The organism is Planomonospora algeriensis (assembly GCF_977012225.1).
On record NZ_CDRNDK010000008.1, the window covers coordinates 1 to 21,398 of the forward strand.

18 protein-coding genes, 1 pseudogene and 2 riboswitches are annotated in these 21,398 nt (G+C 70.9%); of the genes and pseudogenes, 14 read left to right on the top strand and 5 right to left on the bottom strand.

Annotated features, from left to right (window positions below):
• A partial coding sequence (locus ACWJ6R_RS01735) for an aminotransferase class V-fold PLP-dependent enzyme (RefSeq protein ID WP_449060501.1) occupies positions 1–915 on the bottom strand: 915 nt, incomplete at its 3' end.
• A 59-nt stretch (positions 916–974) separates the two neighbouring features.
• Positions 975–1,090: riboswitch (SAM riboswitch) on the bottom strand.
• A gap of 221 nt (positions 1,091–1,311) precedes the next feature.
• On the opposite strand from ACWJ6R_RS01735, the gene ACWJ6R_RS01740 reads away from it, so the two are divergent.
• Both ACWJ6R_RS01740 and ACWJ6R_RS01745 read left to right on the top strand, forming a co-directional pair.
• Entirely contained in the window at positions 1,312–2,085 is a 774-nt protein-coding gene (locus tag ACWJ6R_RS01740) for a TerC family protein (RefSeq protein WP_449060502.1), read from the top strand.
• Positions 2,086–2,104: 19 nt separating this feature from the next.
• The gene (locus tag ACWJ6R_RS01745; RefSeq protein WP_449060503.1) at positions 2,105–3,304 is read left to right on the top strand and encodes a cytochrome P450; all 1,200 of its coding nucleotides are present in this window, start codon (positions 2,105–2,107) and stop codon (positions 3,302–3,304) included.
• Here ACWJ6R_RS01745 and ACWJ6R_RS01750 read toward each other — a convergent pair.
• Positions 3,267–3,758, bottom strand: a complete 492-nt coding sequence (locus tag ACWJ6R_RS01750) for a hypothetical protein (RefSeq protein WP_449060527.1) — start codon at positions 3,756–3,758, stop codon at positions 3,267–3,269. The two genes, ACWJ6R_RS01745 and ACWJ6R_RS01750, sit on opposite strands and share 38 nt — an antisense overlap.
• 79 nt (positions 3,759–3,837) lie before the next feature.
• A pseudogene (locus ACWJ6R_RS01755) lies at positions 3,838–4,365 on the bottom strand (SAM-dependent methyltransferase); the annotation flags it as partial.
• Positions 4,366–4,781: 416 nt separating this feature from the next.
• Between ACWJ6R_RS01755 and ACWJ6R_RS01760 the strand changes: the two are divergent.
• From ACWJ6R_RS01760 to ACWJ6R_RS01790, 7 genes are all read left to right on the top strand, one after another.
• Complete coding sequence (locus ACWJ6R_RS01760; RefSeq protein WP_449060504.1) at positions 4,782–5,672, top strand: Rossmann-like and DUF2520 domain-containing protein; 891 nt, start codon at positions 4,782–4,784, stop codon at positions 5,670–5,672.
• Complete coding sequence (gene panC, locus ACWJ6R_RS01765) at positions 5,663–6,529, top strand: pantoate--beta-alanine ligase (RefSeq protein ID WP_449060505.1); 867 nt, start codon at positions 5,663–5,665, stop codon at positions 6,527–6,529. Before ACWJ6R_RS01760 ends, panC begins: the two co-directional genes overlap by 10 nt.
• 76 nt (positions 6,530–6,605) lie before the next feature.
• The gene (panD, locus tag ACWJ6R_RS01770; RefSeq protein ID WP_449060506.1) at positions 6,606–7,022 is read left to right on the top strand and encodes an aspartate 1-decarboxylase; all 417 of its coding nucleotides are present in this window, start codon (positions 6,606–6,608) and stop codon (positions 7,020–7,022) included.
• 346 nt (positions 7,023–7,368) lie between these two features.
• Positions 7,369–9,891 (top strand): L-aspartate oxidase, encoded by a 2,523-nt coding sequence (locus ACWJ6R_RS01775; RefSeq protein WP_449060507.1) that lies wholly within the window; start codon positions 7,369–7,371, stop codon positions 9,889–9,891.
• Positions 9,891–10,673: a type III pantothenate kinase gene (locus tag ACWJ6R_RS01780; RefSeq protein WP_068902518.1), complete on the top strand. Its 783-nt coding sequence runs from the start codon at positions 9,891–9,893 to the stop codon at positions 10,671–10,673. Before ACWJ6R_RS01775 ends, ACWJ6R_RS01780 begins: the two co-directional genes overlap by 1 nt.
• Before the next feature lie 46 nt (positions 10,674–10,719).
• Positions 10,720–12,225: a bifunctional lysylphosphatidylglycerol synthetase/lysine--tRNA ligase LysX gene (gene lysX / locus ACWJ6R_RS01785; RefSeq protein ID WP_449060508.1), complete on the top strand. Its 1,506-nt coding sequence runs from the start codon at positions 10,720–10,722 to the stop codon at positions 12,223–12,225.
• Between the two features lie 697 nt (positions 12,226–12,922).
• Positions 12,923–13,123, top strand: coding sequence for a LuxR C-terminal-related transcriptional regulator (locus tag ACWJ6R_RS01790; protein WP_307729044.1), 201 nt, complete (start codon positions 12,923–12,925; stop codon positions 13,121–13,123).
• A gap of 39 nt (positions 13,124–13,162) precedes the next feature.
• On the opposite strand, the gene ACWJ6R_RS01795 is transcribed toward ACWJ6R_RS01790, so the two are convergent.
• A complete protein-coding gene (locus tag ACWJ6R_RS01795; RefSeq protein ID WP_449060509.1) occupies positions 13,163–14,206 on the bottom strand; it encodes an NlpC/P60 family protein in 1,044 nt (347 codons plus the stop codon).
• 7 nt (positions 14,207–14,213) lie between these two features.
• Positions 14,214–14,367: riboswitch (cyclic di-AMP (ydaO/yuaA leader) on the bottom strand.
• A 479-nt stretch (positions 14,368–14,846) separates the two neighbouring features.
• Between ACWJ6R_RS01795 and ACWJ6R_RS01800 the strand changes: the two genes are divergently transcribed.
• Positions 14,847–15,431 carry an amino-acid N-acetyltransferase gene (locus ACWJ6R_RS01800; RefSeq protein ID WP_449060510.1) on the top strand — a complete coding sequence of 195 codons (585 nt, stop codon included), beginning with the start codon at positions 14,847–14,849 and terminating at the stop codon, positions 15,429–15,431.
• Positions 15,432–15,437: 6 nt separating this feature from the next.
• Here the strand turns inward: ACWJ6R_RS01800 and ACWJ6R_RS01805 are convergent, their stop codons facing one another.
• The gene (locus ACWJ6R_RS01805; protein ID WP_449060511.1) at positions 15,438–16,004 is read right to left on the bottom strand and encodes a hypothetical protein; all 567 of its coding nucleotides are present in this window, start codon (positions 16,002–16,004) and stop codon (positions 15,438–15,440) included.
• Between ACWJ6R_RS01805 and ACWJ6R_RS01810 the strand changes: the two genes are divergently transcribed.
• The 4 genes from ACWJ6R_RS01810 (at position 15,991) to ACWJ6R_RS01825 (ending at position 21,101) form a co-directional block, all read left to right on the top strand.
• Positions 15,991–16,452, top strand: a complete 462-nt coding sequence (locus tag ACWJ6R_RS01810; RefSeq protein ID WP_449060512.1) for an RDD family protein — start codon at positions 15,991–15,993, stop codon at positions 16,450–16,452. The two genes, ACWJ6R_RS01805 and ACWJ6R_RS01810, sit on opposite strands and share 14 nt — an antisense overlap.
• Positions 16,453–16,797: 345 nt before the next feature.
• Positions 16,798–17,316, top strand: coding sequence for an RDD family protein (locus ACWJ6R_RS01815; RefSeq protein WP_449060513.1), 519 nt, complete (start codon positions 16,798–16,800; stop codon positions 17,314–17,316).
• Between the two features lie 526 nt (positions 17,317–17,842).
• Positions 17,843–18,175: a histone-like nucleoid-structuring protein Lsr2 gene (locus ACWJ6R_RS01820; protein ID WP_449060514.1), complete on the top strand. Its 333-nt coding sequence runs from the start codon at positions 17,843–17,845 to the stop codon at positions 18,173–18,175.
• 415 nt (positions 18,176–18,590) lie between these two features.
• Positions 18,591–21,101 carry an ATP-dependent Clp protease ATP-binding subunit gene (locus tag ACWJ6R_RS01825; RefSeq protein ID WP_449060515.1) on the top strand — a complete coding sequence of 837 codons (2,511 nt, stop codon included), beginning with the start codon at positions 18,591–18,593 and terminating at the stop codon, positions 21,099–21,101.
• Positions 21,102–21,398: the final 297 nt, after the last annotated feature.

Consider the following 21,398-nt stretch of genomic DNA (forward strand, 5'->3'; position numbering starts at 1 on the left):
GTGGCGGCCGCGCCGCCCGTGCACCGCGCCGCCACCCGCCCCGCCGCCCCGCAGGTACGGCGGGGCCGCCGCGAGCCAGTCGGGGCGGCCGACGAGCACGCCCGTGCCGAAGGGCGCGTAGAGCTTGTGGCCGGAGAAGACCACGTAGTCCAGGTCGAGCGCGGTCAGGTTGAGCGGGCGGTGCGGGACGAGCTGGGCGGCGTCGACGAGGATGCGGGCGCCGTGGCGGTGGGCGATGTGCGCCAGGGCGGCGATCGGCCAGAGCTCGCCGGTGACGTTGGAGGCGGCGGTCACCACGAGCAGCTTCGGGCCGTCGCGGTCCGCCAGGGCCGCCAGCGCCTCGTCGGCCGCGCGGACGGCCTCACCGGGGAAGGCGGGGGGCGCGAGCCGTACGGCGTCCGCCCAGGGCAGCAGCGAGGCGTGGTGCTCGGTGTCGAAGACCACCGCGGTGGTGCCCTCGGGCAGGGCGCGGGCCAGCAGGTTGGTGGCGTCCGTGGTGTTGCGGGTGAAGACCACCGCGTCACCGGGGCGGGCGCCGGTGAAGGCGCGGACCGTGTGCCGGGCCTGCTCGTAGCGGGCCGTGGTGAGCTGGGAGGCGTAGCCGGCGCCCCGGTGGACGCTGGAGTAGGCCGGGAGCGCGGCGGCGACCGCGGCGCTCACCGGCTCCAGACACGGCGCGCTGGCGGCGTAGTCGAGGTTGGCGTAGGAGACCAGCCGGCCGCCCCGGACGGGGACCTGCAGGTCGGCGCCGAGCACCGCGGGGATCGGCCGCTCCGCCGTGGCCGCCTGCCGGAGGAGCGGGTCCGCCGAGACCGCGGCCGGGGCGGCGGTGGTCCGGTCGGCGGGTACGGGGCGGGCTCCGGCGGGGACTGCGGTGCCGGTGGGGGCGGGGGTGAAGATTCCGAGGACGGACACGCCAGGACTCCTTCGAGGTCATCGGACCCCAAGCCCCGCAGGGTGGCGTTGGTGCGTGGAGCCCGCGCTTGCCCGGCACACCTCGTGCCGGACCAGGTCCTCACCCGGGGCACCCCGCCGCGGACGCGAGGGTTGCCGGCCAGCGAGCCGGGGCTTGTCACTGGCACTCATGACCTACAGGCGAACTATAACCACCACCGGGCGCGGTTCCGCAAGTCGGCCGTTCCAGCGGCTGCTCCACCGGCCGTTCCATCGGCCGTTCCACCGGCGGGTCGTGCCGCGCCTCGCCCGGCGCCGGGATCATCCCGGCGATCGTGGGCAGGAACTACCGGCGTCCGCCGATCGTCTACGCGGCGTGACCCCACGGAACGGCACGACCCCGCGAAGGAGACGGCGATGGACTGGGTGACCGACCCGCAGATCTGGATAGGATTCCTCACCCTCGTCGGCCTGGAGATCGTCCTCGGCATCGACAACATCATCTTCATCTCGATCCTGGCGGGCAAGCTCCCGCCCGAGCAGCGGGACCGGGCCCGGAAGCTGGGCCTGCTCGCCGCGCTGCTCAGCCGCCTGGCGCTGCTGCTGGCGCTGTCGTGGGTCATCCGGCTCACCCAGCCGCTCTTCGAGGTCGTCGGGCAGGAGATCTCGGGCCGCGACCTGATCCTGATCCTGGGCGGCCTGTTCCTGATCGGCAAGAGCGTCTTCGAGGTCCACGACAACCTGGAGGGCAAGTCCGGCCACGCCGGGGGCAGGGTGGCCGCCTCCTTCGGCGCGGTGATCCTCCAGATCATGATCCTGGACATCGTCTTCTCGCTCGACTCGGTGATCACCGCGGTCGGCATGGTGGACGAGATCGGCGTGATGGTCGCGGCCGTCGTCGTCTCGGTCCTGGTGATGCTGTTCGCCTCCGGGCCGATCAGCCGCTTCGTGGACAAGCACCCGAGCATCAAGATGCTCGCGCTGTCCTTCCTGATCCTGATCGGCGTCGTACTCCTGACCGAGGGCTTCGAGCAGCACATCCCCAAGGGCTACGTCTACTTCGCGATGGCCTTCTCGCTGCTGGTGGAACTGCTCAACATCCGCGTGCGGAGCAAGGCCGGGGCCGAGGAACCGGTCGAGCTGCACCACCGCTACGAAGAGGGCGAGACGGACAAGCCCGCGGGGTCCTAGCTGGGATTACGATGCCAATGTGAAGTTTGATCCCTGGAATCCGGAATTCGTCGCCCACCCGTACGACGTCTACGCCGAGCTGCGGCGGGAGCGGCCGGTCGGCTTCTTCGAACCGACCGGCCAGTGGCTGGTCGCCCGGCACGCCGACGTCAACGCGCTGCTCCGCGACCGCAGGCTCGGCAGGTCCTACCTGCACGTGGCCACCCACGCGGAGTTCGGCAGACCCGACGACCCCGATTTCCAGGACCCGTTCTGGCGGGTGATCCGGGCCGGGATGCTCGACGTCGAGCCGCCGGTGCACACCCGGCTGCGGCGGCTGGTGTCCAAGGCGTTCACCCCGCGCATGGTCGAGGCCCTGCGCCCCAAGGTCGCCGAGCTCGCCACCGGGCTCGTCGACCAGTTCGCCGAGAGCGGTGGGGGCGACCTCATCGCCGAGGTGGCCGAGCCGCTCCCGGTGACCGTGATCGCCGAGATGCTCGGCGTGCCCGAGGCCGACCGGCACCTGCTCCGGCCCTGGTCCGCCGAGATCTGCGGCATGTACGAGCTCAATCCCTCGGTCGAGGCCCAGCACACCGCCGTGCGCGCCGCGGAGGAGTTCTCCGACTACCTCGTCGGGCTGGCCCGCCACCGGCGGGAGCACCCCGGTGACGACCTGATCAGCGCGCTGGCGCAGGTCGCAGACGAGGGCGACGCGCTCACCGAGGCGGAACTGGTCGGCACCTGCGTGCTCCTGCTCAACGCCGGGCACGAGGCGACGGTCAACGTCACCGGCAACGGCTGGTGGTCCCTCTTCCGCAACCCCTCCGAGCTGGAGCGCCTCCGCGCCGACCACGGCCTGCTGCCGACCGCGATCGAGGAGCTGATGCGGTGGGACACCCCGCTGCAGATGTTCGAGCGCTGGGTGCTGGAGGACGTCACGGTCGGCGGGGTGGACATCCCGCGCGGCAGCGAGGTGGCCCTGCTGTTCGGCTCGGCCAACCGCGACCCCGAGGTGTTCGACGACCCCGACCGCCTGGACGTCGGCCGGGCGGACAACCCGCACATCTCCTTCGGCGCCGGCATCCACTTCTGCCTGGGCGCGCCGCTGGCCCGGATCGAGCTCGCCGAGTCGTTCGGCGCCCTGCTGCGCAGGGCCCCGGCGATGGAGCTCGCCGCCGAGCCCGTCTGGGGTCCGGGTTACGTCATCCGCGGCCTGGAGTCCCTCCAGGTCCGCGTCTGACGCCGTCCGCGTCTGACGCCGCAGCCGAGCGGAACCCGCGTCCCGGAGCCGGACGCTCAGCGGCGTTCTGACCGTCAGCGGTGCCCGGTGACAGCGAGCGGCGCTCCTGGACGAGCCAGCCGAAGCCGCCCAGCCCGCCGGGGTCAAGGAGCTCCGCCTCCTCCGAGGCCCTCACCAGGGCCCGCAGGTAGCCGCGCGGGTCGGTGCGGGCGAGGTCGGCCGGAGGCCTGGTCCCGGTGAGGCCGAGGCCGCGCAGGGCCTCGCGCTGCGTGGTCAGCGCCGCGGTGGCGGCCCCGGCCCGCTCCCCGGCGGCCGCGCAGGCGTCCAGGGCGACGTGCGCGGTGATGTCGCAGGACCCGTCGGGCACAGGCGGGACGGCCGCCCCGTCGCGGTAGCCGGCCAGCGTGCCGTACGGCGGGCGGCGGCCCGAGGCGTGCGCGTAGTCGACGGCGATCGCCCGCCCCCCCCGCCAGCCGTACGACGACCTGCGCCCAGGCGTCGTCGCGGGGGACGCCGATCTCCGCCCGCTCGCCCGCCTTCCGCAGCGGCCACCAGCGGGCCAGCCAGGCCAGGTCGGCCGCCGCGGGCCGGTCGCCGAGCCGCTCCTCGCCGGTCTCCGGGTCGACCAGCACCAGCCGGGGCCCGTCCGGGGTCTGCTCGGCGACGTCCACGGGCACGTTGTCCAGCCACTCGTTGGCGATCGCCAGGCCGCGGATCCGGTCCGGCGGGACGGGTGACCAGGTGATCTCCGCGGGCAGTCCGGGCGGCCGGGGGGCCAGGTCCACCGCGGTCGTCCGGAGCCTGGCCCGCAGCTCCGCCGGGGCGAGCGCCGCGACCCGCGCGGCCAGGGCGCCCTCGCCCGCGCCGAGGTCCACCAGGTCGACCTTCGGCGGCCGCCCGAGCAGGTCGTCCACCGCCAGGAGCTCGCGCAGCACGGCCTCGGCGAACACGGCGGAGGCGCCGACCGAGGTCCGGAAATGCCGGGAGGGGCTCTCCCGCAGGTAGAAACCGTTCTCGCCGTAGAGCGCCCGCTCCGTCGCGGCGCGCCAGGTGAGCCACATGACCGGAGACGTTACCGGGGTTCCAGAGGGGCCCGCATGAGACGGAGATGACACGCCGGGTGAACGGGTTACCGCTTCCTGTCATCACTTTGCGTTAACGTTGCTCAAGCCGGTGGCAGACGGTGCCCGGCCCGCTCCCCCAGCGGGCGCGGTCCCGGCGCACTCCGGCAGCGCTGATCACTCGTGTCGGCATCATCGGGCGTCGGGCCCTGGGGAACGGCCCGGCGCCCGCCGCCGTCTCCGGGCGGTGGAGACCTCCTGACGCCGCGGTCGGCGGTTCCTGACGCTCCGGGCGACCAGACCATGTCTCCCGGCGCCACGTCTCCGGACGGGTGCCGTGACGCCACCGTCGGGGTTCGGCCCGTTACGCTGATGGACTGGGCATGTAGCTCCATGTTGGCGAAGGACGGGACATCGTGGACACAGGTGATCGCCCGGCGCGCTTGGCGGTCGGGGTGCTCGGGGCCGGACGGGTCGGCTCGGTGCTCGGCGCCGCCCTGGCGAGGGCGGGTCACCGGCTCGCGGCCGTCAGCGGCGTCTCCGACGCCTCCAGGCGCAGGGCGGCCGACCGGCTGGGCCTGACCCCCAGCAGTCCGGAGGACGTGGTGGCCCGCGCGGATCTCGTCCTGCTCACGGTCCCCGACGACGTGCTGCCCGGCCTGGTCGCCGGCCTGGCCGAGACGGGCGCCGACCTGCGCGGCAAGTTGCTGGTCCACACCAGCGGCGCGTACGGCCTGGCGGTGCTGAACCCGGCGGTCGAACGCGGGGCGCTCCCGCTGGCGCTGCACCCGGTGATGACCTTCACCGGCAGGGACGACGACCTGAGCCGGCTGACCGGCATCACGTTCGGCGTCACCGCCCCCGAGCCGCTCCGCCCGGTGGCCGAGGCGCTGGTCATCGAGATGGAGGGCGAGCCGGTCTGGATCGAGGAGCGGGACCGGGCGCTCTACCACGCGGCCCTGGCGAACGCGGCCAACCACATGGTCACGCTCATCGCGGAGTCCTCGGAGCTGCTGCGGAAGATCGGCGTGGACGAGCCGGGCCGGATGCTCGGCCCGCTGCTCGGCGCGGCCCTGGACAACGTGCTCCGGCTCGGCCTGGCCGGACTGACCGGTCCCGTGGTGCGGGGCGACGCGGGCACGGTCCGCAAGCACGTGGACGCGCTCATCCTCGCCGCCCCCGAGGCCGCGGACGCCTATGTGGCCCTCGCTAGGCTCACGGCGGACCGGGCGCTCGCGGCCGGGCTGCTCAAGCCCGAGGCCGCCGAGCGCCTCCTGGACGCCCTGGGAGGGAACATATGGACCTGATCGTGGCGGGCGACCGCGCGGAGCTGGCCGAAGCCCGCCGGACGCTGCGCGTCGGCCGCGAGGTCTTCGACGGCCGGGCCGGCCTGGCGCTGGTGCCGACCATGGGGGCCCTGCACGAGGGCCACCGCTCGCTCATGCGGCTGGCCAGGGAACGGGCCGACCGCGTGGCGGTGAGCGTCTTCGTCAACCCGCTGCAGTTCGGCCCGGGGGAGGACTACTCCCGCTACCCCCGGACGTTCGACGCCGACCTGGAGGTGTGCGCGGCCGAGGGCGTGGACGTCGTCTTCGCCCCCGCCGCCGAGGACATGTACCTGCCGGACCGGCAGGTCGGCGTGACGGCGGGCGCGATGGGCTCGATCGTCGAGGGCGCGTCCCGGCCGGGGCACTTCGACGGCATGCTGACCGTGGTGCTCAAGCTGTTCAACCTGGTTCGGCCGGACGTGGCGGTGTTCGGCCGCAAGGACGCCCAGCAGCTCGCGCTGATCCGCCGGATGGTCCTCGACCTCGACCTGCCGATCGAGATCGTGGGGGCCTCCACGATCCGGGAGGCGGACGGCCTGGCGCTGTCCAGCCGGAACCGCTACCTGTCGGCGGAGGAGCGGAACTCGGCGCTGGCCCTGTCCCGGGCGCTGTTCGCGGGGGCGGAGCAGCGGACCCCGGCGGAGATCCGGCGGGCGGCGCGCGCCGTGCTGGACGCCGAGCCGGGGGTGGCCCTCGACTACCTGGTCCTGGTGGACCCGGCGACCTTCACCGAGGCGTCCGGCGACCACACGGGGGAGGCGGTCCTCGCCGTCGCCGCGAAGGTGGGGACTACCCGGCTGATCGACAACGTTGTTCTGACGCTGGGCCGACCGTAATCTGGTAGCGCTCTGCAGACCCCTGTCCGGCGTGCACGCCCGTGAGGCGGCGCGACCTTCGAAAGGTGAACGGCGCATGCTCCGAACCATGCTCACGTCCAAGATCCACCGTGCCACCGTCACCCAGGCCGACCTGCACTACGTGGGATCGGTCACCATCGACGAGGACCTGCTGGACGCGGCCGGGCTGCTGCCCGGGGAGCAGGTCCACATCGTGGACATCGACAACGGCGCGCGCCTGGTCACCTACACCATCGCCGGGCCCAGGGGCTCGGGCGTCATCGGCATCAACGGCGCCGCCGCCCGGCTCGTCCACGAGGGCGACCTGGTGATCATCATCGCGTACGGCCAGATGGAGGACGCCGAGGCCCGGGCCTTCCGGCCCCGGGTCGTGCACGTCGACCGGGGCAACCGCGTCATCGACCTCGGCGACGACCCGGCCGAGCCGGTCCCCGGCTCCGCCGCTCTCCGGGGGGACCTGGTCTCCGGCTGACCTTCCGGCCGAGCCGCTCTCCGGCTGACCTCTCGGCGGGGTCGGCCTCCCGGTTCCGCCGTTCTCCGGGGGACCCGGTCTCCGGCCGGTCTTCCGGGCGAGCCGGTCCCCGGTCCCGCCGGCCTTCCGTCCGGGCAGGTCCGAGACCTTCACCGGTCTCCTCTCCGGGCCGCGCCGGTCCGGAGAGGAGATCTCCTGCCTACCCGGGGAAGCCCCGGCCTCCGCGGGGCGTTATCGTCATGGTGACGAAATCCGTGGACCCCCAGACCTCCACGGGCCCGCTCGGGGGCTCCGGCCATGACTCCCGAGCCGCGACGCGCGGCGTCGCAACAGACAGGAGGCGACCATGAGCATCCCGATCCCCCGGAAACTGACCGCGCCCGAGCCGGGATGGACGGTCGACGCGGACGTGGTCGTGGTCGGCTCCGGGATCGCGGGCCTGACCTTGGCGCTCCGCCTGGCGGCCCTGGACCCCGGGGCGAAGGTCCTGGTCGTCACCAAGGACGTGCTCTCGGCGGGCTCCACCCGCTGGGCGCAGGGCGGCATCGCCGCCGTGCTCGACCCCGCCGACACCCCCGAGGAGCACCTGTACGACACGCTCGTCGCCGGGGTCGGCCTCTGCGATGAGGAGGCGGTCAGGGTCCTGGTGACCGAGGGGCCGGACGCGCTGCGCGGGCTGATCGCCGCGGGCGCCCGCTTCGACACCGACGCCGAGGGCGGCCTCCAGCTCACCCGCGAGGGCGGCCACCGGCGCGACCGCATCGTGCACGCGGGCGGCGACGCCACCGGCGCCGAGGTGCAGCGCGCGCTCGTGGCCGCGGTCCGGGCGTCGGAGATCGAGGTGATCGAGCACGCGCTGGTCCTGGACCTGCTGAAGGACGCGCGCGGTCACGCGGCCGGGGTGACCCTGCACGTGATGGGCGAGGGCTCGCGCGACGGCGTGGGCGCCGTGCGGTCCCGCGCCGTGGTGCTCGCCACCGGCGGGATGGGCCAGGTCTACGCCGCCACGACCAACCCGGCGGTCTCCACCGGGGACGGCGTCGCGCTCGCGCTGCGGGCCGGGGCCGTCGTGCGCGACCTGGAGTTCGTCCAGTTCCACCCGACCGTGCTCTGGCTGGGCGAGGACTCCACCGGCCAGCAGCCGCTGATCTCCGAGGCGGTCCGCGGCGAGGGCGCGGTGCTGATCGACTCAGGCGGCGTGCGGTTCATGGCGGACGTGCACGAACTCGCCGACCTGGCGCCCCGGGACGTGGTGGCCAAGGCGATCATGCGGCGGATGCGGGAGACCGGCGCCGAGCACATGTACCTCGACGGGCGCCACTTCGGCGAGGAGAAGTGGCGGACCCGCTTCCCGACGATCCACGCGGTCTGCCTGGAGCACGGGATCGACCCGGTCACCCAGCCGATCCCGGTCGCCCCGGCCGCCCACTACGCCAGCGGCGGCGTCCGCACCGACCTGCACGGCCGTACCAGCGTGCCGGGCCTGTACGCCTGCGGAGAGGTGGCCTGCACCGGCGTGCACGGCGCCAACCGGCTGGCGTCCAACTCCCTGCTGGAGGGCCTGGTCTTCGCCGAGCGGATCGCCGCCGACGTGCACGCCGTACGGCCCGCGCCCGGCGAGCCGGTGGCCGACGGCGCCGACGGCAGGGCAGAAGGGCTGGTCGACCCCCGGGCCAGGCCGCGGATCCAGGCGCACATGAGCCGGGGCGCGAGCGTGCTGCGCAGCGAGAAGAGCCTGGGCGAGGTGAGCCGCGCCCTGGTGAACTCCCGCTGGACGCCGGTGGCGGTCGAGCCGTGCACCGAGTCGTGGGAGGCCACCAACCTGCTCACCGTCGCCTCCGCCCTGGTGGAGGCCGCCCGCGCCCGCGAGGAGACCCGTGGGTCACACTGGCGGGAGGACTTTCCCGACCGTGACGACCACCGGTGGCTCGGCCACCTCGACGTGACCCTGACAGGGGAGGGACTGATCATGAACCATCGTCCGCACGGGGAGGCGCTCCCCGCGCACCTGGCCGAGGAGCTGACCGCGGCGGGGCTGGACCCGGCCGAGGTGGGCGCCGTGATCGAGGCCGCGCTCCGGGAGGACCTGCAGGAGGCCGGCGACGTGACGAGCATCGCCACGATCCCGGCCGGGCAGACCGCCACCGCGGACGTGGTGGCCAGGGTCGACGGGGTGGTCGCGGGGCTCGCGGTCGCGGAGGCGGTCTTCGCCCGGCTCGGCGCGAGCCGTACCGAGCGGCACGTCAAGGACGGCGAGCGGGTGGAGCGGGGAGACGTGCTGATGACCGTCACCGGCACCACCCGGGACCTGCTGACGGCCGAGCGGACCGCGCTGAACCTGCTCACCCACCTGTCCGGCGTCGCCTCGCTCACCGGCCGGTGGGTCCGGGCGGTCGAGGGGACCGGCGCCCGCGTCCGGGACAGCCGCAAGACGCTGCCGGGCTTGCGCGCGCTGGAGAAGTACGCCGTCCGGGCGGGCGGCGGGGTCAACCACCGCATGTCGTTGTCGGACGCGGCACTGATCAAGGACAATCACGTGGTGGCCGCGGGCGGGGTGGCCGAGGCGTTCCGCGCGGTCCGCGACGCCTACCCCGGCCTGCCGATCGAGGTCGAGGTCGACCGGATCGACCAGATCGAGCCGGTGCTGGCGGAGGGGGCGGAGGAGATCCTGCTGGACAACTTCACCGTTCCGCAGCTCCGCGAGGCCGTACGCCTGGTCGGCGGACGGGCGCGCCTGGAGTCCAGCGGGGGGTTGACCTTGGAATCGGCCCGTGACGTGGCCGAAACCGGTGTTGACTACCTTGCGGTGGGCGCGCTCACGCACTCGGCGCCGGCCCTGGACATCGCCTTGGACCTTCGGGGGAACTGATGCTGCTCGCCATCGACGTAGGCAACACTCACACCGTTCTCGGCCTGTTCGAGGGCGAGGAGGTCATCGAGCACTGGCGGATCGCCACCGACGCCCGGCGCACGGCCGACGAGGTCGCGGTCGTGCTGCAGGGGCTGCTGGCGCAGTCGCCGCTGCTCAAGGGGGCCGACGTCGACGGCATCGCGCTCTGCTCCACGGTGCCGTCGGTGCTCAACGAGATGCGCGAGATGTGCCGCCGCTACTACGGCGACGTGACCGCGGTGATCGTGGAGCCCGGCGTGCGCACCGGGGTGCCGGTCCGGATGGACAACCCGAAGGAGGTCGGCAGCGACCGCATCGTCAACGCGCTGGCGGCCATCCAGCTGTACGGCGGGCCGTGCATCATCGTCGACTTCGGGACCGCGACCTCCTTCGACGCCGTCTCCGCCAAGGGGGAGTACGTCGGGGCGGTCACCGCGCCCGGCATCGAGATCTCGGTGGACGCGCTGGCCGCCGCCGGGGCGCAGCTGCACAAGGTGGAGCTGATCCGGCCCCGGTCGGTGATCGCGAAGAACACGGTCGAGGCGCTCCAGTCCGGCATCATCTACGGCTTCGCCGGCCAGGTGGACGGGATCGTGGAGCGGATGGCCGCCGAGCTGGCCGAGGACCCGGACGACGTCACGGTGGTCGCGACCGGCAGCGCGGCGCCGCTCGTGGTGAGCGAGTCCGCCTCGATCGACGTGCACGAGCCGTGGCTGACGCTGATCGGACTCCGGCTCATCTACCACCGCAACACCATGTAGTCGGGTGCAGTCCGGGAGCGGCCCGGACATCGGTAACCTTGACCGCGTGACCGACCATGTGACTGCAGCCGAGGATCTGCCCGAGCAGATGCGCGTGCGCCGGGAGAAGCTCGACCGCCTCCGTTCCGAGGGCGTCGACCCCTACCCGGTGACCTTCCCGCGCACCGCGACCAACGCCGAGATCCGCGACAAATACGCCGATCTCGCCGCTGACACCGCGACCGGTGACAGAGTCGGCGTCACGGGCCGCGTCATGCTCTCGCGGACCGGCGGCAAGCTCTGCTTCGCCACCATCCGGGACGGCTCCGGCGACCTGCAGGTCATGATCTCGCTGGACAAGGTGGGCGAGGAGTCCCTCGCCGCCTGGAAGCGCGACGTCGACCTGGGCGACCACATCGGCATCGAGGGCGAGGTGATCACCTCGCGCCGCGGTGAGCTGTCCATCCTGGCCGACCGGTGGGCGATCACCTCCAAGTGCCTGCGCCCGCTGCCGGAGAAGCACGCCGGGCTCACCGACCCCGAGGCGCGGGTACGGCTGCGCTACGTGGACCTCATCGTCAACGACGAGGCCCGCAAGATGGCCTACACCCGCAGCGCCGTCGTCCGCGCGATCCGTGACTTCTGGCACGGCGAGGGCTACCTCGAGGTCGAGACGCCGATGCTGCAGCCGATCCACGGCGGCGCGGCGGCCCGGCCGTTCAAGACCCACATCAACGCCTACGACATGGAGCTCTACCTCCGCATCGCGATCGAGCTCTACCTCAAGCGGCTCGTGGTCGGCGGCATCGAGAAGGTCTTCGAGGTCAACCGCAACTTCCGCAACGAGGGCGCGGACGCCACCCACAACCCCGAGTTCACCATGCTCGAGGCGTACGGGACGTATCTCGACTACAACGACATGGCCGACCTGACCCAGCGGATGATCCAGAGCGCGGTCGTGGCCGCGCTGGGCCGTTCCGTGGTGGAGCACGACGGGGTGGAGGTCGACCTCGGGCTGGCCGAGTGGCCGCGGATCACGCTGTACGGCTCCGTCTCGGAGGCGCTCGGCGAGGAGGTCACCACCGAGACCTCCCTGGACCAGGTCCGCAAGCTGGCCGACGCGCGGGAGATCCACTGGGACCCCAAGTGGGGCCAGGGCAAGCTCGTCCAGGAGATATTCGAGGCGCTGGTCGAGCACACCCTGATCCAGCCCACGTTCGTCATGGACTACCCGCTGGAGACCTCCCCGCTGGCCCGCCAGCACCGCGACAACCCGCTGCTGACCGAGAAGTGGGACCTGATCGGGTTCGGCACCGAGCTGGGCACCGCCTTCTCGGAGCTGATCGACCCGGTCGAGCAGCGCCGCCGCCTCACCGAGCAGTCCCTGCTCGCCGCGGGCGGCGATCCGGAGGCCATGCAGCTTGACGAGGACTTCCTGGCCGCCCTGGAATACGCCATGCCGCCGACCGGTGGCATGGGGCTGGGGATCGACCGCCTCGTGATGGCCTTCACCGGTAAGAACATCCGCGAGACCATCCTGTTCCCGCTGGTCAAGCCGACCGGCGGAGCCTGACGGACGTCCGCGGCCGGGGCGGCGGTGTGTTCCCGCGCCCCGGCCGCGGCGGTGCGTTCCTGCGCGTGTGTTCCCGCGCGCCCCGGCCGCCGTGGTGCGTTCCCGCGCGCCCGGGCGCGCCTTTGAAGGTGCGGCTCAGAAACTCCGTTTCGGCCGTGTCCTATATCGCCGGATGCTCAATCATCTCGGCGCGGCATTAACGAATGTAGAGAAATGAGCCTCGCGTCCGGTGACCGGACAGAGGCTCCTTCTGTTTGCCGTGTTACTCCAGTGGCGAACGTGACAAAAGTCTCATACTCCTTGTGGAATGAGGATGGAAGCCCCCTTCGCGGGCATGACGGCCGGACCGCCCCGCTGGCGAGGAAACCGCCCGCCCGGGCCCGTCGCCCGTGCTGGCAGGCCGTTCGCCGGCCGTCCCGGGACCCGGAGCGGCCTGCCCGCGGCGCGTCCCCGTCCGGTCTCGGCTTATTCGCAAAACCCCGACATATCGTCAGTACTTCACGTAATAGCCACTAAGTCAATCTAGGTCCCCGGATCTATGGAGAGCAGAACTTGACGACCTTTGAAGAAGGCGTTTACCGTTCCTGACGGGCGACATTGGTTCCGATCACACTCACGGCTGGATGCCGGTGCGGGGGAGGACCTCTAGATGGCATATCCAGAAGTCGTAGTGGATGCCCGTCGCGGCCTTCTGGCCGTGAGCGAGGTGGATCTGAGTGACGAGGATCTCGTCCTCCTGGCGGAGCTCGCCAAGGGGGTCACGGTGGACCGCGTGGGACGGCGCCTCGACATCAGCGGGCGCACCGTCCGGCGGAGGCTGCGCGGCATCTGCGACCGCATCGGCGTGGCCACGGCCATCGAGGCCGTGGCGTGGGCCGCGCGCCGCCGCCTGATCTGACCCGCGTCCGGTCCGGGCCCGCGCCCGCCGGACTCCGTCTCAGCCGGCGATCCGTACGGCGCCGGCGAACGGACGGCCCGCGATCGGAGCGATGCGGACGACGTCGCCGGTCCGCGGCGCGTGGACCATCAGGCCCCCGCCGATGTAGATCCCGACGTGGTGCAGGTCGTTGTGGAAGAAGACCAGGTCTCCGGGGCGCATCTCCCCCTTGGAGATGTGGGTGCCCGCGGTCCACTGGTTGCCGGTGTAGTGCGGCAGGCTGATCCCGACCTTCTGGTAGGCCCACATGACCAGGCCCGAGCAGTCGTAGCTGTTGGGACCCTCGGCGCCCCACACGTAGGGCTTGAGCTGCTGGCTGAGCGCCCAGCGGGCGGCCTCGGCGGCCTTCCCGCCGCCCACGATCGGCATGTCGACCTTCACGGCCCGGCCCCCGCCTCCGGCGCGCTCGCGCACCTCCCGGAACAGGTTGCTCTCGACCCGGGCGACCAGCCGCTCGATCTTGGTGCGCTTCGTGCCGAGCTCGTCGAGGAGGGCGCCGACCTCGGCGGTCCGGGCCTTCGCGCTGGCCTTCGCCCGCTCGGCGGCCTGGATCGCCCGGCTGATCTGGGCGACCTCCTCGCTCTGCTGCTGCTGGAGGGCGTAGGTGGCGGCCGCCTGGTCGAGGAAGGCGTCGGGGTCGTTGGAGGAGGTGAAGGCGAGACCGCCGCCCAGGCCGCCCGTCATGTAGCTGCTCTGCGCGAGCAGGCTCGCCTTGTGGCGCCGGGACTCCAGCTGGGACTCGCTGGTGGCGAGGGTCTTCTTGGCGGCGGCGGCGGCCCGTTCGGCCTGCTTGAGCTTGACCCGCTCCCCGTTGTACTGCTCGGTGAGCTGGGCGATCTCCGTGTGCAGCTTGTCGGCCTGCTTGGCGAGCTGCTGGAGGCTCGGCTGGGGGTCGGCGGTGGCGACCAGGGGGGTCCCCAGGGTCAGGGAGGCGAAGACGGCTGCGACGACGGTGATCCGGAGCGGGAATCCGTGCGGGGTGCGTTCTCGATAGCGGGCGTGCTTGCCCGCATGCTCTCTCCCGCGTTCGCGCGTGCGCTTCACACCAGGCTCCTCTTCCTCGCACCGCCTACCGGGTTAGCTGACGGGTTCGGGCCGGAGGCAGCCCTACCGAGAGCACTGGCGGCGTCTCGGATTCACCCCGGGGGACTTCAGGGAGGTGGGTCCCCGGTTCTCCGGGTTCGGAGATTCGGCGGGTCGGCTCTCGGGGTGAGCCGACATCGAGCCTGGACACTAGTGCAAGGGGAGTTCAAGCTCAACCAGAACTCCAAACTTGGTAAGGGTTCTCAAACAAGGAAATCACGGACAGGTCACACGGAACCTCGGTCAACTGGCATTACGCCGCTCCGTATCCGGCCCCCGGCCGCAGGGGCGGGGTCTTCGCAGGTCCGCGGCGATGCGCTCGGAAAGCGCGGAGGCCGCGAGCGGGTCGGCGGCGCACGGTACGGCTCACCTCTCGTGAGACGTGATGCTTTTGAGAGGCGAGTTAAGGACGAGCCGTAACTGCAGACGACAGAGGACGTACTCTGATCAGTTGTGACTTCTCCGCTCCCTGCGGGAGCGGCTTCCCGCCTCCCTCGGAGTGAGGAAGGCGACGGCCAGGCCCTGACCGTTTCGAACACGGGAACCACGAGAGGGATCTCCCCACCAGGGTGGGACCGGCGGTTCCCCCGCTAGGAGAATGATGGAGCAGGTTGCGGAGCACTTCCCCGCGCAGGCCGTACCCGATGCCGAGACGATCGCGGTCCGCCGGGCGCGGACCCCGGACGTGCGGTCCATCAGGCGGCTCGTCGACACCTACGCCGGGGCGGGCCCGCGCCTGCTGGAGAAGGCCACCGTCACGCTGTACGAGGACGTCCAGGAGTTCTGGGTGGCCGAGCGGGTCGGCCGGATCGTCGGCTGCGGGGCGCTGCACGTGCTCTGGGAGGACCTGGCCGAGATCCGCACGGTCGCCGTCGACCCCTCCTGCCGGAAGATGGGCATCGGGCACCTGATCGTCTCCCAGCTCATCCGCGCCGCCCGCGAACTGGGCCTGCGGCGGGTCTTCTGCCTGACGTTCGAGGTCGATTTCTTCGCCCGGCACGGATTCCGCGAGATCCAGGGGACGCCGGTCTCCCCGGAGGTCTACGCGGAACTCCTCGCGTCCTACGACGAGGGCGTCGCGGAGTTTCTCGATCTTGAGCACGTGAAGCCGAACACCTTGGGGAACACCAGGATGTTGCTGCACCTCGGTGAGAATGACGCCGGGGCTGACTCCAAGGAAAGGTGACTGTTCTTACCTATGTCGATACCTTGTGCAGCAGCAAGCATGCATGTCTGACATAAGACACATGCCCAGTCGAAGTGAGGTGACGCGGTGAGCACCGGACAGCCGCCGTATCCGCAGGATGATCCCGACCGCGATCGCACACCGTCGGGGCAGCCGGAATACGGACAGCAGAACGCCTACGGTCAGCACGGTCAGGGCGGGCACGACCCCGACGTGACGATCGTGGGATACCGGGGTGAGGGCACGGGTCCGCAGACCCCGCCCGCCTACGGCCAGCAGGGGTACGGCCAGCAGCCCGGCTACGGGCAGCAGGGCACGGGCGCGTACGGCCAGCAGGGCTACGGCCAGCAGGCGGCCCAGCCCGGGTACGGCCAGTCGGCCTCGCACGAGCAGCCCGGTTACGGGCAGCAGGGCTACGGCCAGCAGGCGTCCCAGCCCGGCTACGGCCAGCAGCCCGGGTACGGCCAGCAGGCGCCCGGCTACGGCCAGGGTTACGGCCCGCAGGGCGCGACGCCCCCCCGGCGCCCCCGCTCCGCTCGCGGAGTGGTGGCAGCGCCTGGTGGCCCGTCTCATCGACGCGGTGATCCTGGCGATCCCCACGGTCATCCTCAGCTTCGCGCTGGCCGGACTGATCGTGCTGCCCAGTTTCAGCGCCACCGGGGTGAGCGGGGGGAGCACCTTCCTCTACGACCTGCTCACCGCGATCCTCGGCGTCCTGATCTACGGCGGCTACGAGTTCTTCATGCTCAAGCAGAACGGCCAGACCGTCGGCAAGATGGTCATGGGCATCAAGGTGGTCCCGGTCGGGAGCGTCTCGACGGCCGGCGGGCTCTCCGCGGACGCCGCGATCAAGCGTGCGGGTGTGCTCTACGGCCCGCAGGGCCTGCGCTGGATTCCGCTCGTCGGATGGTTCACCGGCATCTTCAGTCTGGTGAACGTGCTCTGGCAGTTCTGGGACAAGCCCTTCCAGCAGTGCCTGCACGACAAGGTCGCCTCGACGGTGGTCGTGAAGATCAAGTAGTTCCGTGATCGACGGGGCCGGCGGAGGAACCGCCGGCCCCGCTTTCATGCCCGGGCGGGAAAACGGTGTCGGGCGGTCTCCCCGGGGCAGACTGCGGAAGACTGCAAAACCATTCGCGCCGGCGGGAGGAACGCCATGGCCGCCTCTCCGCGCTCCGAAGACAATCACCTCGGGCCGGCCTCTCCTCCGCCCGCGGGCTCTTATCCGGCCGCGCCGCTTCCACCGCTCCCGGAAGGGACCGGCTTCCCCCTTTCCCGGACCGGCGGGGCCGACGGAGGCCGAGCGAGGACCCCCGCCCCTTCGGGAGACGGGGTAACGCCATCGGGTAAGGGAGTCTTCCGCCGGATGGATCCGCCGCTTCCGTCGCCGTATCCGGCGGCCCCGGACACTCCGCCGCCCGCTGAATGGTGGGAACGATTGGCGGCCCGCATCATCGACGCCGTCGGCTTCGTGGCGGTCTACTGGATTCTCTCGCTGTCGTTCTACTCGCTCCTCACGCCGGCGGGTGAAGGGCGTACCGCCGACGCCCGGGCGCTGCCGGGGTTCTTCGCCGGTCTGATCGCCTTTGGCGGTTATACGCTCTACGACTATGTCCTGCACGCCCGGGACGGCCGTACCGTCGGTAAGAAACTGATGAGGATCAGGCTGGCCCCGTACGGCGGTGCGGACCGAGGCCGGGCCGGTCTGATGAGGCGGGCGGCTCTCTACCCCGGTGTTCTACTGACCGCGGGCATTCCCGTGGTGGACCTCCTGGCCGCGGTCCTCGGCTTCGCGGGGGCCCTGTTCATCCTCATGGACAAGCCCCTTCAGCGGGGGCCGCACGACAGGCTGGCGGGGACCGTGGTGGTCAAGGACCTGCGGTGATGCGGCCCGCCGGGGAAAGCGATCAACCTGTGATCACTCTGTCACTCTTTTCCCCGGCGCTTTACGGAGTGCAACCGGTAAGACGCCTGGAGAGAAGCATTAAGGTGGTGGATGAGCGTCATGGGCGTCCTGGGACGCACATCGCTCCTGGAAGCCGCTATGGTCATGTGTGGGCCGATCCGCCCGTCCGGTCGCGCTCCCGGACCGCGATGTCGCCACGGAAAATCTCATGACCCGGAATGTCGCCCCGGTGCGGAGTGAGGACCAATGTACGAGGTAATGTCCGCGTTGATACCCCCTGCGGTCGTCGGTGGGGTCTTCGTGTATGCAGTTTTCAAGCTCCTTCGCAGTGAGGCGGCCGGTCGCCGTCCCGCGAAACGTGCCGATCAGGGCGAGTCGCAGAACGGCTGAGCCCCTCTTCCCCCGCTTCCGTGGAGAATCACCGGGCTTCGGAATTGCTGCGCTCTCACCATGGGTATATGTTTGGCTAGCGAATGAAACAATACTCCGCGAAAGGATTGCGTAGATGGCCAAGCAGATCCAGGAGATTCTCATCGACGACCTCGATGGGGGCGAGGCCAATGAGACTGTCTCCTTCGCGATTGACGGCACCAGCTATGAGATTGACCTGAGTGACGTAAACGCGAAGAAGCTCCGCGACTCCCTCTCGCCTTTCGTGGCGAGCGCCCGTCGCGCCGGGGCCCTCGCCCCTCGCCGCCGCCGCGCCGGCGGGACGAGGGCGCTGACCCGGGAGAAGAGCGCCGACATCCGTGCGTGGGCCAAGTCCCACGGCATGAACGTCAGCGAGCGCGGCCGGATCGCCTCAAAGATCGTCGAGCAGTACGAGGCGGCGCACTGACCGGTGGTCGGCGAGAGCGGTTCGCCGGCCGGTGAATCATGCGGTCATGGCGGTCACGGTGGGGTCCGGTGACGGCCATGACCGCATGATGCGTTCCGGGACCCGTCCCGCCGCTCCCGTCCGGGCCGCTCCCGTCCGGACCCGCGGTCCGTCCTCGGAGCGGGCTCCGGAGACCCTCTCCATGGCGTGTCCGGCGCGCACGGGCCGCGAATGCGGTCTCAGTGGTCGATAAACGTCGTTCGCTTGCGGCGTATCGGGAACATCGCACCCCCGACAGGTAGTTGGATAGAGCGTGAACGCCCTGCTCTCGGGGAACGTCTTCTACGTAGAGCGGTTGCCGGGTCGGGGCTACCATGCGGGAGGACAGGGCCCGGATATCCCGGACCTGCCTGACCGCTCTGTGAGGAGCGACGAGATGTTCGAGAGGTTCACCGACCGCGCACGGCGGGTTGTCGTCCTGGCCCAAGAAGAGGCCCGGATGCTCAACCACAACTACATCGGTACGGAGCACATTCTTCTTGGTCTGATCCATGAAGGTGAAGGCGTTGCCGCCAAGGCTCTGGAGAGCCTCGGCATCAGTCTTGAGGGTGTGCGTCAGCAGGTCGAGGAGATCATCGGCCAGGGACAGTCCGCGCCGTCGGGGCACATTCCGTTCACCCCGCGCGCCAAGAAGGTCCTTGAGCTGTCGCTCCGCGAGGCCTTGCAGCTGGGTCACAACTACATCGGCACCGAGCACATCCTGCTCGGCCTCATCCGTGAGGGCGAGGGCGTCGCCGCCCAGGTGCTGGTGAAGCTGGGCGCCGATCTCAACCGGGTGCGTCAGCAGGTCATCCAGTTGCTCCACGGCTACCAGGGCAAGGAGCCGGCCGCCTCGGGCTGGCCGCAGGAGGCCGCGCCGTCGACCTCCCTCGTGCTCGACCAGTTCGGCCGCAACCTGACCCAGGCCGCCCGCGAGGGCAAGCTCGACCCGGTGATCGGCCGCGACAAGGAGATCGAGCGGGTCATGCAGGTCCTCTCCCGGAGGACCAAGAACAACCCGGTTCTGGTGGGCGAGCCCGGCGTGGGCAAGACCGCCGTCGTCGAGGGCCTGTCCCAGAAGATCGTCAAGGGCGAGGTGCCCGAGACGCTCAAGGACAAGCAGCTCTACACCCTGGACCTCGGCGCGCTGGTGGCCGGCTCGCGCTACCGCGGTGACTTCGAGGAGCGCCTGAAGAAGGTCCTCAAGGAGATCCGCACCCGCGGTGACATCATCCTGTTCATCGACGAGCTGCACACGCTCGTCGGCGCGGGCGCCGCGGAGGGCGCGATCGACGCCGCCAGCATCCTCAAGCCGATGCTGGCCCGCGGCGAGCTGCAGACCATCGGCGCCACCACGCTCGACGAGTACCGCAAGCACCTGGAGAAGGACGCGGCGCTGGAGCGGCGCTTCCAGCCGATCCAGGTGGCCGAGCCCAGCCTCAGCCACACGATCGAGATCCTCAAGGGCCTGCGCGACCGCTACGAGGCGCACCACCGCGTCTCCATCACCGACGGCGCCCTGGTCGCCGCCGCGCAGCTGGCCGACCGCTACATCAGCGACCGGTTCCTGCCGGACAAGGCGATCGACCTCATCGACGAGGCCGGCTCGCGCATGCGCATCCGCCGCATGACCGCGCCGCCGGACCTGCGCGAGTACGACGAGAAGATCGCCAACGTGCGGCGCGAGAAGGAGTCCGCGATCGACGCGCAGGACTTCGAGAAGGCCGCGGCCCTGCGCGACCAGGAGAAGCAGCTCCAGCTCAAGCGCGAGCGCCGGGAGAAGGAGTGGAAGGCCGGCGACATGGACGTCGTGGCCGAGGTCACCGAGGAGCTCATCGCCGAGGTCCTCGCCACCGCCACCGGCATCCCGGTCTTCAAGCTCACCGAGGAGGAGTCCCAGCGGCTGCTCCGCATGGAGGACGAGCTGCACAAGCGGATCATCGGCCAGGAGGACGCCGTCAAGGGCCTGTCCCGGTCGATCCGGCGCACCCGCGCGGGCCTGAAGGACCCGCGCCGCCCGGGTGGCTCGTTCATCTTCGCCGGCCCGTCCGGCGTCGGTAAGACCGAGCTGTCCAAGACGCTCGCCGAGTTCCTGTTCGGGGACGAGGAAGCGTTGATCATGCTGGACATGTCCGAGTTCATGGAGAAGCACACCGTCTCCCGGCTGTTCGGCTCCCCGCCCGGCTACGTCGGCTACGAGGAGGGCGGCCAGCTCACCGAGAAGGTGCGGCGCAAGCCGTTCTCCGTGGTCCTCTTCGATGAGATCGAGAAGGCTCACCCGGACATCTTCAACTCGCTGCTGCAGATCCTGGAGGACGGTCGCCTGACCGACGCCCAGGGCCGGGTGGTGGACTTCAAGAACACCGTCATCATCATGACGACCAACCTCGGCACCAAGGACATCTCCAAGGGCATCGGGGTGGGCTTCGCGAAGTCCAACGACACCGAGTCGAACTACGACCGGATGAAGGCCAAGGTCCAGGAGGAGCTCAAGCAGCACTTCCGGCCCGAGTTCCTCAACCGCGTCGACGACATCGTGGTCTTCCACCAGCTGACGCCGAAGGAGATCATCAAGATCGTGGACCTCATGCTCGCGCAGGTCGCCGAGCGCCTGAAGGACCGCGACATGGGCCTGGAGGTCTCGCCGGAGGCCAAGCAGCTGCTGGCCGACCGGGGCTACGACCCGGTGATGGGCGCTCGCCCGCTCCGTCGGACGATCCAGCGCGAGCTGGAGGACACGCTCTCGGAGAAGATCCTCTACGGTGAGCTCCGCCCCGGCCAGATCGTCAAGATCGCGATCGAGGGCGAGGGCGAGGAGGCCAAGTTCACCTTCGCCGGTGAGAACGCGCCGGGAGGCAACCGGGTCCCGGACTCGGCCGCCTCCATCGTGGAGCCGATCCAGCACTGACGCAGCGCGGACGGAACCCGGCCGGAGACGGCCGGACAGGCAGGGGCGGACCCCGCCGTGAGCACCTCACGGCGGGGTCCGTCTATTTGTTACCCAAGGGTGCTTCTCGCCACCAAAGGTAGTACTACACTCTGTAGAGCGAACTGGACCACGTCCCGCCGGCCGTCCGGCCACCATTCCGTCCCGGCGGGGACCGGTCCCAGAGATCAGCCCAGCGATGTACGGGCGTGTCAGCTCCGGGAGTGACGCGTGGATCGGCATCGGTGGGAGATGCTCGACGGACCGGGTCGAGTTCCC

Excerpts from the sequence above, each read along its gene's own strand:
- ACWJ6R_RS01740 (WP_449060502.1), top strand. The coding sequence starts at position 1,312 with ATGGACTGGGTGACCGACCCGCAGATCTGGATAGGATTCCTCACCCTC.
- ACWJ6R_RS01805 (WP_449060511.1), bottom strand. The coding sequence starts at position 16,004 with ATGAGACGGGCCACCAGGCGCTGCCACCACTCCGCGAGCGGAGCGGGG.
- ACWJ6R_RS01775 (WP_449060507.1), top strand. The coding sequence starts at position 7,369 with ATGAGCATCCCGATCCCCCGGAAACTGACCGCGCCCGAGCCGGGATGG.
- ACWJ6R_RS01780 (WP_068902518.1), top strand. The coding sequence starts at position 9,891 with ATGCTGCTCGCCATCGACGTAGGCAACACTCACACCGTTCTCGGCCTG.
- ACWJ6R_RS01815 (WP_449060513.1), top strand. The coding sequence starts at position 16,798 with ATGGATCCGCCGCTTCCGTCGCCGTATCCGGCGGCCCCGGACACTCCG.
- panD (WP_449060506.1), top strand. The coding sequence starts at position 6,606 with ATGCTCCGAACCATGCTCACGTCCAAGATCCACCGTGCCACCGTCACC.
- ACWJ6R_RS01800 (WP_449060510.1), top strand. The coding sequence starts at position 14,847 with ATGGAGCAGGTTGCGGAGCACTTCCCCGCGCAGGCCGTACCCGATGCC.
- ACWJ6R_RS01825 (WP_449060515.1), top strand. The coding sequence starts at position 18,591 with ATGTTCGAGAGGTTCACCGACCGCGCACGGCGGGTTGTCGTCCTGGCC.
- ACWJ6R_RS01820 (WP_449060514.1), top strand. The coding sequence starts at position 17,843 with ATGGCCAAGCAGATCCAGGAGATTCTCATCGACGACCTCGATGGGGGC.
- panC (WP_449060505.1), top strand. The coding sequence starts at position 5,663 with ATGGACCTGATCGTGGCGGGCGACCGCGCGGAGCTGGCCGAAGCCCGC.